General features: G+C 63.3%; 10 protein-coding genes. 4 read left to right on the forward strand and 6 right to left on the reverse strand.

All coding sequences use genetic code 11. The features are described 5' to 3' along the window. Positions 1 to 20: 20 nt before the first annotated feature. Both C5F71_RS10780 and C5F71_RS10785 read left to right on the forward strand, forming a co-directional pair. Entirely contained in the window at positions 21 to 236 is a 216-nt protein-coding gene (locus tag C5F71_RS10780; protein WP_256588156.1) for a type II toxin-antitoxin system RelE/ParE family toxin, read from the forward strand. Between the two features lie 14 nt (positions 237 to 250). Further along, entirely contained in the window at positions 251 to 538 is a 288-nt protein-coding gene (locus C5F71_RS10785) for a HigA family addiction module antitoxin (RefSeq protein WP_029300442.1), read from the forward strand. 174 nt (positions 539 to 712) lie between these two features. On the opposite strand, the gene C5F71_RS10795 is transcribed toward C5F71_RS10785, so the two are convergent. The 6 genes from C5F71_RS10795 to pilG all read right to left on the reverse strand — a co-directional run bounded on the left by C5F71_RS10795 (position 713) and on the right by pilG (position 10,589). Then, the gene (locus tag C5F71_RS10795) at positions 713 to 1,168 is read right to left on the reverse strand and encodes a chemotaxis protein CheW (RefSeq protein ID WP_029300444.1); all 456 of its coding nucleotides are present in this window, start codon (positions 1,166 to 1,168) and stop codon (positions 713 to 715) included. After that, positions 1,161 to 7,016: an Hpt domain-containing protein gene (locus C5F71_RS10800; RefSeq protein ID WP_104911122.1), complete on the reverse strand. Its 5,856-nt coding sequence runs from the start codon at positions 7,014 to 7,016 to the stop codon at positions 1,161 to 1,163. Before C5F71_RS10800 ends, C5F71_RS10795 begins: the two co-directional genes overlap by 8 nt. A gap of 158 nt (positions 7,017 to 7,174) precedes the next feature. Then, entirely contained in the window at positions 7,175 to 9,226 is a 2,052-nt protein-coding gene (locus C5F71_RS10805) for a methyl-accepting chemotaxis protein (RefSeq protein WP_029300448.1), read from the reverse strand. Beyond that, a complete protein-coding gene (locus C5F71_RS10810) occupies positions 9,223 to 9,759 on the reverse strand; it encodes a chemotaxis protein CheW (protein WP_029300451.1) in 537 nt (178 codons plus the stop codon). The genes C5F71_RS10805 and C5F71_RS10810 overlap by 4 nt, the downstream gene beginning before the upstream one ends. Before the next feature lie 12 nt (positions 9,760 to 9,771). Then, positions 9,772 to 10,137 carry a twitching motility response regulator PilH gene (pilH, locus tag C5F71_RS10815; RefSeq protein ID WP_029300454.1) on the reverse strand — a complete coding sequence of 122 codons (366 nt, stop codon included), beginning with the start codon at positions 10,135 to 10,137 and terminating at the stop codon, positions 9,772 to 9,774. Positions 10,138 to 10,181: 44 nt separating this feature from the next. Continuing rightward, positions 10,182 to 10,589 carry a twitching motility response regulator PilG gene (pilG, locus tag C5F71_RS10820; protein ID WP_029300456.1) on the reverse strand — a complete coding sequence of 136 codons (408 nt, stop codon included), beginning with the start codon at positions 10,587 to 10,589 and terminating at the stop codon, positions 10,182 to 10,184. Between the two features lie 239 nt (positions 10,590 to 10,828). On the opposite strand from pilG, the gene gshB reads away from it, so the two are divergent. Both gshB and C5F71_RS10830 read left to right on the forward strand, forming a co-directional pair. Further along, complete coding sequence (gene gshB / locus C5F71_RS10825; RefSeq protein ID WP_076963168.1) at positions 10,829 to 11,782, forward strand: glutathione synthase; 954 nt, start codon at positions 10,829 to 10,831, stop codon at positions 11,780 to 11,782. Between the two features lie 77 nt (positions 11,783 to 11,859). After that, entirely contained in the window at positions 11,860 to 12,759 is a 900-nt protein-coding gene (locus tag C5F71_RS10830) for an energy transducer TonB (protein ID WP_029300459.1), read from the forward strand. Positions 12,760 to 12,767: the final 8 nt, after the last annotated feature.

Here is a 12,767-nt window from a genome sequence, read left to right on the forward strand (position 1 = left end):
AAACAGGATCAACCAAAGGTATCAACGCGGGTCATGCGAAACGCTTGCGTCGTGTGCTGCTGATTCTGGATAGCGCAGGACACCCGAACGAATTGAATCTCCCAGGATGGCGCTTTCATCGTCTCAAAGGCGATCTGCTCGACTACTGTTCCGTCAGCATCAGCGGCAACTGGCGCATCATTTTTCGTATGCTGGATGATCACGTCGAACTGGTTGATTACCTTGACTACCACTGAACAGGGGCACGCACATGGGTATGCACAACCCACCACATCCCGGCGAAATCCTGCTTGAGGATGTGATGCCCAGCCTGGGTATCACCATTACCGAAATGGCCCGGCGGCTCGGCTTTGCCAGGGAAACATTCTCCAGGATCCTGCATGGTCACGCGCCAGTCAGCCCGGACCTTGCCGTGAGGCTGGAGCGGGCAGGCATCAGCAAAGCGCGGTTATGGCTGTCGATGCAAAGCACCTATGATCTTTGGCAAGCGGAGCACCGTGAACAACCGGTGATTGAGCGTTTTGCGCAGATTGAGTAGGGCTAGGCGCCAAGCACAATCCAATGTGGGAGCTGGCTTGTGTGGGAGCTGGCTTGCCTGCGATAGCATCACCTTGGTTTAACTGACACACCGAAGCGTCTGCATCGCAGGCAAGCCAGCTCCCACACAAGCCAGCTCCCACACTGGATCTTCAGAGGTGCTGAGAACGGGTGTTCAGGCCAGGCCAGCCTCGACCAGCAGCGCTTCCAATCCCATCAGGTCCGGCACTTTCGCCACATGCTCGCCGACCTGTACCGCCGCCAGTTCCAGCGGCGATAGAGGCACGTCCACGTAGCTCAACTGGCTGTCGAGCTTGTAGGACCGGGGAATGCCCTGGATCACCAGGGCAATGAACTTCAATGTGGGCCGCCCGCCCAGGGCGTTGAGCACGACGATCCGCGCGCGCTCGCTGACAATACTGGTGCCACCGCAGGCCGCTTCAAAGCTGATCAGCGGCAGGTGCTGGTCGCGCCAGGTCACTTGTCGCAGGTACCACGGTGGTGCGTCGCTGGCCGGTTCGCCGCGCTGGAAGTCGATCAGCTCGGCCACCGCGACGTTGGGTAGTAACAGGTGGCGGTCGGCCAGGGGCAGCAGCAAGCCGGTGAGTTGACTGGTGCGGTGGTCAAGCATGTTTCGGGCTCCAGTAGGCGATGCTCTCGAGCAACACCGACTCTTGATAGGGCTTGCCGAGGTAGTCGTTGACGCCGATCGCCATGGCTCGGTCGCGGTGTTTCTGGCCGGTGCGGGAGGTGATCATGATGATCGGCAGGCGCTTGAGCCGCGGGTCGTTGCGCACCTGGATCGCCACTTCAAAACCATCCATGCGCGGCATTTCGATATCCAGCAACATCAGGTCCGGGGTGTGTTCCTCGAGCAAGGCGATGGCGTCGATGCCGTCCTTGGCGGTCAGCACGTTCATGCCATTGCGCTCCAGCAAGCGGCTGGTGACTTTGCGCACGGTCACCGAGTCGTCCACCACCAGCACCAGCAAGCGCTGCTTTTTCTGCGGCTCGTTGACGGCCAGCACGCTGTCCGCCGCCTGGGCCGGCAAGGCCGGGGCCAGGACGCGGATATGCGCCAGCAAGTCGATGATCAACACCACCCGGCCATCGCCAAGAATGGTCGCCCCGGACAGCCCTTGCACCGCCGCAAACTGCGGGCCCAGGCCCTTGACCACGATTTCGCGGGTGCCGGCCATGTCGTCCACCTGCACCGCAATGTGCCGCTCGTTGCATTGCATCAGCAGCACCGGCAGCGGCTGGTTTTGCCCCAGCAGCTTGGGCCGGGCCACGGTGTGCAGCAACTCGCCCAGGTAATACAGCTCGTAGCGCTGGCCCGCGTATTCATACACCGGCGGATCCAGTTGGTAGTGCCCCTCCAGCTCATTGGGCAATACGCGCACCAGGCCCTGGATGGTGTTCAGCGGAATCGCGTACTGGTCCTCCGCACACTGCACCATCAACGCCCGGTTGACCGACACGGTAAACGGCAGGCGAATACGAAAATGCACGCCCACGCCCGGCGTAGAGTCAATGAACATGCTGCCGCCCAGTTGGCGCACTTCTTCGTGCACCACGTCCATGCCCACGCCACGCCCGGAAATCTGGGTGATTTTTTCGGCGGTGGAGAACCCCGGCTGCAAGATGAACTGCAACACATCGCGGTCGCTGATCTCCATTTCCGGGTCCAGCAGGCCGCGCTTGATCGCCTTGCGCCGCACTGCATCCAGTGGCACGCCGGCGCCGTCGTCGCGCATATCGAAGATGATGTCGCCGCCTTCGTGGCTCAGGTCCAGGGTTATCCGGCCCTTCTCCGGCTTGCCCGCCAACAGCCGTGCATCCCGCGACTCCAGGCCATGGTCGACGGCGTTGCGCAGCATATGCTCCAGGGGCGCGGCCATGCGCTCCAGCACGTTGCGGTCCATCTCGCCCTCGGCATTGCCGACGACGAATTCCACATCCTTGCCCAGCTCACCGGCCACCTGCCGCACGATGCGCTTGAGGCGCGGCAGCATGCGTTCGAACGGCACCATGCGCGTGCGCATCAGGCCTTCTTGCAACTCGGTGTTGATGCGCGCCTGTTGCTGCAACAGGTTCTGCGCGTCCTGGTTACGCTGGTCGAGGGTTTCCTTGAGGTCCAGCAAGTCCGAGGCCGACTCGGACAACGCGCGGGACAACTGTTGCAACTGGGAATGGCGATCCATTTCCAGCGGGTCGAACTCTTCGTAGCCCAGGCGCTCGGTTTCGGCGTGCTGGCGGCTGACGAGCCGCCCCTGGGTCTCGGTTTCGAGGCGACGCAGTTGGTCACGCATGCGCTCGATGGTGGTTTGCACCTCGGTGAGGGCGCTGCGGGCGTCGTTGACCTGCTGCTCGATACGCCCCCGGAAAATCGAGGTTTCACCGGCGAGGTTGACTAGGTCATCCAGCAGCTCGGCGGATATTTTCACCATGTCCGCGCCCGGCTCGCTGGCCGCCGGCGCTTCGGGTTTGCCGGTGGGCATCGCGACCGGGGCAGCCTGGGTTTCGGTGGGCTGGACCAGGCTCTTGATACGCTCGATCAGACGCTCTACCGAGCCGACCGGCAACCCCGCTGCCACCGCCTCGACCATCTGTGCCAGGCGGTCATGGCAGCCTTGCAACAATGCAAACAGCTCAGGCGTGGGTGCCAGCAGCCCCGCCGAAAGGCCTTCGTAGAGAAATTCCAGTTCGTGGGCCAGGTCGCCGATGGGCGCAATTTCGACCATACGCGCGCCGCCCTTGAGGGTATGCAGGTCGCGCAGCAAGGTCTCGACCTCCTGGCGGTTCTGCGGCTCGGCCTGCCAACGCAACAGCGCCGCGCCGGAGCTGTCGAGGATATCGGCCGCTTCTTCAAGGAAAATATCCAGCAGTTCGGGATCGCTGCCTGCACCCTGCGCCTCAGGCGCTACGGGCACAGTTACTGGCGCCGCGTTCTGGCGCACATCGCGCAAACGGTTGATCAAGGCGCTGGAGTCACTCAACGGTTGCTGCTCTTGCAACTGCTCCAGTTGCAAGGCCAGGTGTTCATGGCTGTCCATCAACACTTGGGCCATTTGCGCGGAGTAGCTGTAGCGCCGGTCCACCAGGCCTTCGTAAAGGCTTTCCAGTTCCTGGGCCAGATCGCCCACCGGGCCGATTTCGGCCATGCGCGCGCCGCCGCGCAGGGTGTGCAGGTCACGCTGCAGGGAGGACAGCGGTGCCACGCCGTCGGGGTCCAGCAACCAGCGCTTGAGGGACTGCCCGGCGCTGTCGAGGATATCGACCGCTTCCTCAAGGAAGATCTCGACGATCTCATCGTCCACCGCCCAGTCCTGTTGCAACTGTGTGGTGGCCGCGCCCAGTTCGGCAATGCTCAGGGCGCGACTGCCATCACTTTTGATCAGGCCGGTGGCGCTGGGGTCGAGCCCTTCATCGAGCAGCTCGCGCAAGGCTTGCATGCGCGCCGGCGCCGGGCTGACTTCCTGGCCGGCGGCCAGTTGGTCGAGCATGTTGATCAGGGCTTCATGGGCCAGCTCGGCTTCATGGAAAAACCGCTCGCTGACTGCCAGGCTGCTCTCTTCCACCGCGCCATACAGGTCAAGCAACGCTTCGCACAGCTCATCCATCGGGTGCAGGTCGGCCAGGTGCGCGCCCTCGCCCAGGGTGGTCAACTCGTCCAGCAATGCGCTGAGTTCCTGGCGCTCGCCGGGGTGTTGCTGCCAGCGCCGCAGCAGGCTTTCGGCGTCCAGCAGGATGTCCATGCCCTGGGCCAGGAAATTGCTGATCAACTGTGGGTCGCGCTTGACCCGCAGGCCCTCGCTCGGGGCGTTGAGGAAGGCTTCAAGCTGGCTGTCGAGACGCGCCTGGGTGCGTTCGATCAACGACTGCGCGCCGTCGATGGGTGCCAAGGGATCACTGTCCAACTGGCGCAAGCCGCGCTGGAACAGGGCTTCACCCTCCAGCAGCAGGTCGATTTCATCCAGGTCCAGCGCCAGGCGATGGGCCTTGTACTCACGGGTCAGATGGTCCAACGGCCGCGCCAGCTCGGCGATGGGCAGGACGCCCGCCATGTAGGCGCTGCCCTTGAGGGTATGCAACGCACGTTGCAGTTCATCGCTGACGTGCAGCGGCATCTGTTCGGTGGCCTGGTGCAAAAACCGATTGAGGCTGTCCAGGTGGCTCAACGCTTCGTTGCGGAAGATCTCCAGCAGCAGCGGGTCGAGCGTGCTGTCCTCCGGTTCCACGGCAGGCGGTAACGGCGCGCCACTGGCCAGGGCATGGGCGCGTGCGGCAAGCAGGTCGACATCATCGCGCTGGCGTTGGGCATCGGCGGCGAACTCGGCAATCAATGCCGGCAGCAGCAGCAATACATCATCCAATACGGCCTGGACTTCGGCGCCCGGCGCGACCACCCGCTCCAGCACGCGGTTAAGCAGGTTTTCCACGGCCCACGCCAGTTCCGCCAACACCAGGGCACGCACCATGCGCCCGCTGCCCTTGAGGGTATGGAAGGCGCGGCGCATGTCGCTCAGGGCGCTCTTGTCTTCGAGGCTGACGGCGCCTTGGGGTATAAGGCGCTGCAGCACTTCCAGCACTTCGGCGGTTTCTTCGAGGAACACTTCGCGCAGTTCATCGTCCACCGACTCTTCGTCGGCCGGCGGCGGCAACAGGCTGCCCGGGCGCTGCAGGGCCGGCGGGTTGAGACGTGGGGTCGGGCTGGCCAGGGCCTGCGCCAGTGTCTGGGAATCGGCCGGCAACTCATCGTGTGGTGCCGAGCGTTCCTGGCGCCAGGCTTGCTGCGCTGGCACGGGTGCGTAACCCAGGGCCGCGAGCCCTTCAAAGGCGATGTCCAGCACCCGCTCGCCCGGGGCGTCCGGGTCCTGCAGCATGCGCTCCAGGTAATGTTCCAGGCTGGTGAGCACATCCGCGCAATGTTCAAGCTGCGCCGCCGGCGGCGCCGTGTCATGGCCCATCCACTGTTGATCGACGTAAATCTTGAAGCCACGCACCAGGCCCGCCGCGCGCGGCAGCGGGATCATCGCCAGGGCACCGCGCACCTGGGTCAGCAGTTGCGGCAGGGATTCCAGGCGCTGCGTATCCCACTGCGCCTCCAGGCAATCGATGACCAACTCCCGCGCCTGCTTGAGGCACTGGCATGACTCCTTGATCACCAACTGGTGGATCTGGGTCAGGTCGGTGGTGGGCAGGCGGCTGTCTTCACGGTTTTGCGGTTCGACGGTGCCCACCATCCCGGCCAGGGTCGCTTCGACATAGAGCAACGCCCCGGCCACATCCATCAGCACCGCATCATTGGGTTCGCGCTGCCCCTGGGCCAGGCCCTGGACCACCGCCAGCTGGTCGATGATCACTTTGCGCGGCTGGCCAAACCCCAATACCGCCAGGGTATCGGCGATCTGGCGCAACGGCGCCAGCAGGCTGTCCAGGGCAGAGATGTGCTGGCGGTCGCTGCGCACAAACAGGTCCAGGCGTTCCTTGACCCGCACCAACTCTTCACACAGCGCGCCGAGCACCGAGCCCATGGCGTTGCGGTCCGGGCCGGCCAGGCGCGCGCGCTCGGCATCGACCACGGTGCTGTCGGGCAAGGCTTCATCCAGGCCGTAGCGTTCCTTGAGGCTTTGCATGCGCGGCGTCGGCCGGGTGACTTTGGCGATGTAAAACAGCAGGCTCTTGAGCAGTTGATCCGGCGCCGGGGTGTTGATCCCGTCGATGCCCTGGATCTGCAGGCGCTTGAGTACCTTGTCGCAGCTCTTGAGCAGGCTGCGCAACGCCGGGCTATTGGCGATAACGCCGGTGAGCATGCCTTCGGCCAAGGCCGAGGTGACTTGCCACAACGCCAGCAACGGCGCGCCATGGCACAGCGCTTCGAGTTGGGCAAAGACCCGCGCCATGTCTTCCAGGTTGCTGGGGCCATGGTCCTCACGCAGCAGCCCGGCCAACCCTTGTTGCAGCATTTGCCGCCACTGCTGCAGTTGCTCGGCAAAATCGGCCGGCGCACGCTGGGCCAGGGCATCCTCGGGCAACGGCGCGATCACCAGCAGTTGCGGGCTGAACAGGCTGGTTTCCGAGAGCAGGCTTTTGCCGTGCACGCTGCGCAGGTCATTGAGCAGCGGCAACACCACCAGCGGCAGGTCGCGCCGCGCGCTGTGCACACGGTCCAGGTACAACGGAAGCTGCCCGAGCGCCTGTTGCAGCAAACGAATGCCTTCTTCACGCTGGCTGACCCGCCCCGCTTGCAGGGCCTGGGCCAGGTGCTCCATTTCTTCGGCGAGCAGTGCCGCGCCGTAGAACTCGACCATCTGCAGGGCGCCGTGGACCTGGTGAATGCCCGCAAGGCACTGCGCGAGGGGCGCGGCGCTGGAGTCGTCGGTGTAGGCGTCCAGCGCCGCACGGGCCTGTTTCAGGGTGTCGGCGATCTCGCCCTTGACCCATTCGAGGGCGACGTAGTCGTGCCGGTCAACCATAACGACTCCCGTCTGAATGGGTGAAAAGTGAGAATCCATGTGGGAGCGGGCTTGCTCGCGAAAGCGCTGGGGCAGTCGGCACATTAGGTGACTGACCCAGCGCTTTCGCGAGCAAGCCCGCTCCCACATTTAGATTGCGGTGGTTTTGGGTGGGCATGTCATTCATTGGTCTTGCGCACGGGCGGCAAGGTGAAACCCGATACCGAACGCCGCAACTGGCTGGCCATTTTGGCCAGGTTGCCGATGCTCTCGGCGGTGGCCGTGGAGCCCGATGAGGTCTGGCTGGTGATCTGCTGGATCACGTTCATGGTCAGGGAGATCTGCCCCGCCGACGAGGTTTGCTGCTGCGCGGCGTTGGAGATGCTCTGGATCAGCGCGGCCAGGGTCTTGGACACCCCTTCGATTTCTTCCAGGGCCACCCCGGCGTCCTGGGCCAGCCGCGCGCCACGCACCACTTCGGTGGTGGTCTGCTCCATGGAGATCACGGCTTCGTTGGTATCGGTCTGGATCGCCCGCACCAGGTTCTCGATCTGCCGGGTGGCCGCCGACGAGCGTTCGGCCAGGCGTTGCACTTCATCGGCCACCACTGCAAAGCCGCGCCCGGCATCGCCGGCCATGCTCGCCTGGATCGCGGCGTTGAGGGCGAGGATGTTGGTCTGCTCGGCAATGTCGTCGATCAGGCTGACGATATCGCCAATCTCCTGGGATGACTCGCCCAGGCGTTTGATGCGCTTGGCGGTGTCCTGGATCTGTTCGCGAATGTTGTCCATGCCGTGGATGGTGTTGTGCACCACCTCGTTGCCCTTGTTGGCGATCTCCACCGAACGTTCGGCCACGGCCGAGGACTCGGCGGCATTGGCCGACACCTGGTCGATGGATTGGGCCATCTGATTGATCGCGGTGGAGGCTTCGGCGATCTGCTGGGCCTGGTGTTCCGAGGCCTGGGCCAGGTGCATGGCGGTAGCCTGGGTTTCCTGCACGGCGCCGGCCACTTCACCGGCTGTGAGGTTGATGGTCGCCACCAGGTCGCGCAACTGGTCCACCGAATAGTTGATGGAATCGGCGATGGTGCCGGTGAAGTCTTCAGTCACCGAGGCGGTCACGGTGAGGTCGCCGTCGGCCAGGTCTTCGATTTCGTCCAGCAGGCGCATGATCGCGTTCTGGTTGCGTTCGTTTTTCTCGGCGGTTTCACGCAGTTGGCGATTGGTTTCGCGCACCATCACCAGGCCGATCAGGATGATTGACGCCAACGCCAGCAAGCCCAGGACATAGCCACCGATAGTGTCGAGGGTGCGCCCGCCCGCCAGGTTTTCAAAACCGGTGGCCAGGTGCGAAGCCTCATCGAGCAGGGTCTGCGAGAGGCTGAAGATATTGCTCGCCGAGGCGCGCACCTGGAACAGTTGCGGCGATGTTTCGAGGATTTCATCCACGGAGCCCGAGACAAACTCGAACAGCTCGGCAATCTCCGCCAGGCGCGCACGGGCGTCGGGGTCTTGCACCTCGCTGATCTTCAGGCCAGCGCTACCCTGGAGCATACCGGCCAGGACCTGGCCAAAACGGTTGGCATCGCGGCCAAAGGCGTCGGCGGCCTTGACCGCCGTGTCATCCCCGGCCAGCACCGTGTTGACTGCTCCCAGGATGCGCTCGGCCAACAACGATTGGCGCTGGGCCACGGCCACCTGGCTGGCGGGTGCACCGCGCTGCAGCAGGATCTCGACTACCTTTTCCGACTCGAGCTGCAATTGCGGCACGGTTTCGGCCAGGGTCGCCGCCACTTGATGCAGGGACAGCACCGTCTGCTCACTGGCCAGGATCACATCGGTGTTCTTCAGCAAGGCTTCCCAATCATGCTGCACGGCGCGCATTTCGCTGCGCACGGCACTGGGCGCGGCGGGCAGGCCGGTGGCCGGGTCGCCTTTTTTCAGGTAGCCCCAGCGCTGGGCAAAATCATTGCGCGCCTCGCTCAACAGCCTGAACGCAGCGGCCTTGCCGGCCGCCGCCTCGGTGGCGTTCTTGGCAATGCGCTGGGACAGCACCCGCAGCTCGCCGGCGTGGCCGATGTACTGCTTGTCATAGGTGGACTGGGTGTTGAGGTACGCGAAGTTGGCGAACAGCAGCATGATGAAGATGATCAGCGCAATAAACAGCACGATGATCTGCGAACGGCTACGAGAGGCTTCCTGCGGTTTGACGGGCGTGGCGGTGCTCATGCGGCAACATCCAGAAAGCCCGGGGCCTGGGCCAGGGCGAAAGGGCTGAAGACCTGCCACAGCGGCTCGCCGCTGAACTGGCCTTGGATAAATGCAGCGCTGGCGGCGGGCACACTGGCGGATACCGGGCGCAACAGGTCCTGGGCAAAATGCTGCAGGCCGACCACTTCATCCACCAACAGGCCGACAAAGGTGTCTTCGTGTTCAATCACCAGCACCCGGCGCTGCTTGCGTGCGGTCGACAGCTCATAGCCGAAAAACCCGCACAGGTTGATCACCGGCAGCAAGCGCCCGCGCAGGTTGGCCACGCCCCGGACCCAAGGCTTGACCCCGGGCATCAGGGTGCAACGCGGCTCATGCAGCACTTCGGCAACTTCGCCCATGGGCGCTACATACCAATGCCCGCCCAGGCGAAAGCCGATGCCGCTCCAGCTGTGCGAGCGGGTTTCCTGGGACGGCAGGTCAGCGGCCAGCAGGCGGCAGCGGCGGTCGATGTCCAGCAGCAGCTCAAAGGCGGTTTGCGACTCGGTCATGGGAGCGTGCCGTCAGGGTTTGAGCACCGAGTTCAGGACTTCGATCAGCTTGTCTTCTTCCACCGGCTTGGTCAGGTACGCCTTGGCGCCCTGGCGTGCGCCCCAGATCTTGTCGGTTTCCTGGTCCTTGGTGGTGACGATGATGATCGGGATGCCGTTGGTTTCCGGCTCCTTGGACAACTGGCGCGTGGCCTGGAAGCCATTGAGGCCGGGCATGACGATGTCCATCAACACCGCATCGGGTTTTTCCTGGCGGGCCAGGGCCACGCCGTCGGCGCCATTTTCGGCCTTGAGGACCTGGTGCCCGTGCTTTTCCAGCATGCCGGTCAGTTTGTACATTTCAGTCGGCGAATCGTCGACGATCAGAACGCGTGCCATGGTTTTCCCCACTACATTGGTTGACGCAAGCCCTGGGGGCTGGGTCAATGTGCTTGTTCTACTGCGGCGAAACCCGGCACATAGGCCTTGATCGCACTCAGCAGTTCTTCCTTGCTGAAAGGCTTGGTCAAAAATTGATCGACGCCGACGATGCGCCCCTTGGCCTTGTCGAACAGGCCATCCCTGGACGACAGCATGATCACCGGGATGTCCTTGAACGCCGGGTTGTTCTTGACCAGGGCGCAGGTCTGATAGCCATCCAGGCGCGGCATCATGATGTCGACAAAGATGATGTGCGGGTGATGGTCAACGATCCTGGCCAGAGCATCAAAACCGTCGATGGCCGTGATGACTTCGCACCCTACGTTCTTCAACAGCGTTTCAGCGGTGCGGCGAATCGTTTTCGAATCGTCGATCACCATCACTTTCAAGGCGTTGGAATGCTGTTCCATATCTGCTCTACCATCGCCACAGCGAATCGGTTTTCGGTGTGTACTGCCGGGTGCTGCCTGGGACGAGCGCCAAAACCCTTGCCGTGCAAGGGCCGACACGCCATGGCAGCCTTTTTAGCACAGACTGGGGAGGCAATCTATCGGCCGACCGGCAAGGTGGTTTTTCCTTGACCCACAACAGCCGCAGCGCCACTCTGACGCCACTTTTATGCGCCCTTATTTGCTAGAGGAAATCCCCCATGAGCGTTCGCGTCGGCATTGTCATGGACCCTATCGCCAGCATTTCCTATAAAAAGGATAGCTCGCTGGCCATGCTGCTGGCCGCCCAGGCCCGCGGCTGGACCCTGTTCTATATGGAACAGCGCGACCTTTACCAGGGCGACGGCGAAGCGCGGGCGCGGATGCGTCCCCTGCAGGTGTTCGCCAACCCTGAAAAGTGGTTTGAACTGCAAGACGAGGTCGACAGCCCCCTGAGCGACCTGGACGTGATCCTGATGCGCAAGGATCCGCCGTTCGACATGGAGTTCGTCTACTCCACCTACCTGCTGGAGCAGGCCGAGCGTGCCGGTGTGCTGATCGTCAACAAGCCCCAGAGCCTGCGCGACTGCAACGAGAAGTTGTTCGCCACGCTATTCCCGCAGTGCACGCCGCCCACCGTGGTCAGCCGCCGCGCCGACGTGCTGCGTGAATTTGCCGCCAAGCACGGCGATGTGATCCTCAAGCCGCTGGACGGCATGGGCGGCACCTCGATCTTCCGTCACCGCGCAGGCGACCCCAATCTGTCGGTGATCCTTGAGACCCTGACGGCCCTGGGCACCCAGCAGATCATGGGCCAGGCCTACCTGCCGGCGATCAAGGATGGCGACAAGCGCATCCTGATGATCGACGGCGAGCCGGTGGATTACTGCCTCGCACGTATCCCCGCGGCCGGCGAGACCCGTGGCAACCTCGCGGCGGGTGGGCGTGGCGAGGCCCGTCCGCTGAGCGACAAGGACCGCTGGATCGCCGCCCAGGTTGGCCCGACCCTGCGGGAGAAAGGCCTGCTGTTCGTAGGACTTGACGTAATTGGTGAGCACCTCACGGAAATCAACGTCACCAGCCCGACCTGTATCCGTGAAATAGACAACGCGTTCGGCACCAACATCGGCGAAATGCTCATGGCAGCGATTGCCGACAAGCTACAAGCCAAGTGACATAGAACAGCCGGAGGTCAGCCAACATTGCGCTATCATGCCCCACCTGTGAAACGCGCGATGTTGGTTTTCCTGTTATGACGCTTCCGTCCGACCTGCCCCCCGAATTCAGCCACAGCGGCGTACGCCCGGCTGATCGGCTCGGATTTACCCTATTTCTGGCAGCGCTGATTCATTTGGCGTTGATCCTCGGCCTGGGCTTCACGTTCGTCGAACCCCAGCAAATCAGCAAGACCCTGGAAATCACCCTCGCCACCTTCAAAAGTGAGAAGAAGCCCGAAAAGGCTGACTTCCTGGCCCAGGACAATCAGCAGGGCAGCGGCACCCTGGACAAAAAGGCAGTGCCCAAGACCACCGAAGTGGCGCCCTTCCAGGACAACAAGATCAATAAGGTCACGCCGCCTCCGGTGGCCAAGCCCGAGGTCAAGCAGGCCGCGCCCAAGGCCGCCGTCGCCACCATTGCGCCAAAACCCCAGAAGGCCGCGACCCAGCGCGAAGCCGTGAAGACTGAGCCTGCGCCAAGCAAACCCGCACCGACTTTCGACAGCTCGCAACTTTCCAGCGAAATCTCCAGCCTGGAGGCCGAACTGGCCAACGAGCAGCAGCTGTATGCCAAGCGCCCGCGCATCTACCGGCTCAACGCCGCCTCCACCATGCGCGACAAAGGCGCCTGGTATAAGGACGAATGGCGCAAGAAGGTCGAGCGCATCGGCAACCTGAACTACCCGGACGAGGCCCGGCGCCAGCAGATCTACGGCAACCTGCGCCTGCTGGTGTCGATCAACCGCGACGGCTCCTTATATGAAGTGCTGGTGCTGGAGTCGTCCGGCCAGCCCTTGCTGGACCAGGCGGCGCAACGCATCGTGCGCCTGGCCGCACCGTTCGCCCCGTTTACCGGCGACCTGAATGATATCGACCGCCTGGAAATCATCCGCACCTGGCGCTTTGCCAAGGGCGACCGCCTTTCCAGCAACTGATCAGCCCA

It is taken from the genome of Pseudomonas sp. LG1D9 (assembly GCF_002949995.1).
GTDB lineage: Bacteria > Pseudomonadota > Gammaproteobacteria > Pseudomonadales > Pseudomonadaceae > Aquipseudomonas > Aquipseudomonas proteolytica.

Bases quoted from the DNA above. Each gene is read 5' to 3' on its own strand.
- C5F71_RS10785 (WP_029300442.1), top strand. From the start codon at position 251: ATGGGTATGCACAACCCACCACATCCCGGCGAAATCCTGCTTGAGGAT.
- C5F71_RS10795 (WP_029300444.1), bottom strand. From the start codon at position 1,168: ATGCTTGACCACCGCACCAGTCAACTCACCGGCTTGCTGCTGCCCCTG.
- C5F71_RS10800 (WP_104911122.1), bottom strand. From the start codon at position 7,016: ATGGTTGACCGGCACGACTACGTCGCCCTCGAATGGGTCAAGGGCGAG.
- C5F71_RS10805 (WP_029300448.1), bottom strand. From the start codon at position 9,226: ATGAGCACCGCCACGCCCGTCAAACCGCAGGAAGCCTCTCGTAGCCGT.
- C5F71_RS10810 (WP_029300451.1), bottom strand. From the start codon at position 9,759: ATGACCGAGTCGCAAACCGCCTTTGAGCTGCTGCTGGACATCGACCGC.
- pilH (WP_029300454.1), bottom strand. From the start codon at position 10,137: ATGGCACGCGTTCTGATCGTCGACGATTCGCCGACTGAAATGTACAAA.
- pilG (WP_029300456.1), bottom strand. From the start codon at position 10,589: ATGGAACAGCATTCCAACGCCTTGAAAGTGATGGTGATCGACGATTCG.
- gshB (WP_076963168.1), top strand. From the start codon at position 10,829: ATGAGCGTTCGCGTCGGCATTGTCATGGACCCTATCGCCAGCATTTCC.
- C5F71_RS10830 (WP_029300459.1), top strand. From the start codon at position 11,860: ATGACGCTTCCGTCCGACCTGCCCCCCGAATTCAGCCACAGCGGCGTA.